Raw genomic sequence first — 653 nt, forward strand, 5'->3', positions numbered from 1 at the left:
AGGCCGAGGTTGCCGCTGCGCCCGGAGGTGATGAGTTCGACGATCTGGGAGTGGGTGACGTCGGTGGTCTTGACCTGGGCGGCGGTGCGGCCGAGGTAGAGGGCGGCGACGCGGTCGGAGACGGCGAAGACGTCGTTCATGTTGTGCGAGATGAGCACGACGCCCAGGCCGTTGTCGGCCAGGCGGCGGACGAGTTCGAGGACCTGGGCGGTCTGGGCGACGCCGAGGGCGGCGGTGGGTTCGTCGAGGATGACGACGCGGCTGTTCCAGAGGACGGCTTTGGCGATGGCGACGGTCTGGCGTTGGCCGCCGGAGAGGCTGGCGACGAGTTGGCGCAGGGATTTGACGGTGCGTACGGACAGGCTGGCCAGGGTGTCGCCGGCCATCTGTTCCATGGTGGCTTCGTCGAGGACCAGTCCGCGGACCTTCTCGCGGCCGAGGAACATGTTCTGGACGATGTCGAGGTTGTCGCACAGGGCGAGGTCCTGGTAGACGACCTCGATGCCGAGCGCGGACGCGTCGCGGGGGGTGTGCACGGCGACCTGGTTGCCGTCGAAGGTGACCGTGCCGGCGTCGATGGTGTAGATGCCGCTGACGCACTTGACCAGGGTGGACTTGCCGGCGCCGTTGTCGCCGACCAGGGCGGTCACCTC

1 protein-coding gene is annotated in these 653 nt (G+C 68.5%); it reads right to left on the reverse strand.

What is annotated here, in order from left to right; all coding sequences use genetic code 11:
• Positions 1–653: ATP-binding cassette domain-containing protein (locus Ani05nite_RS40725; protein ID WP_203777578.1), on the reverse strand; the 653-nt coding region annotated here is incomplete at both ends.

Origin of the sequence: Actinoplanes nipponensis (assembly GCF_016862275.1) — a bacterium.
Classification (GTDB): Bacteria; Actinomycetota; Actinomycetes; order Mycobacteriales; family Micromonosporaceae; genus Actinoplanes; species Actinoplanes nipponensis.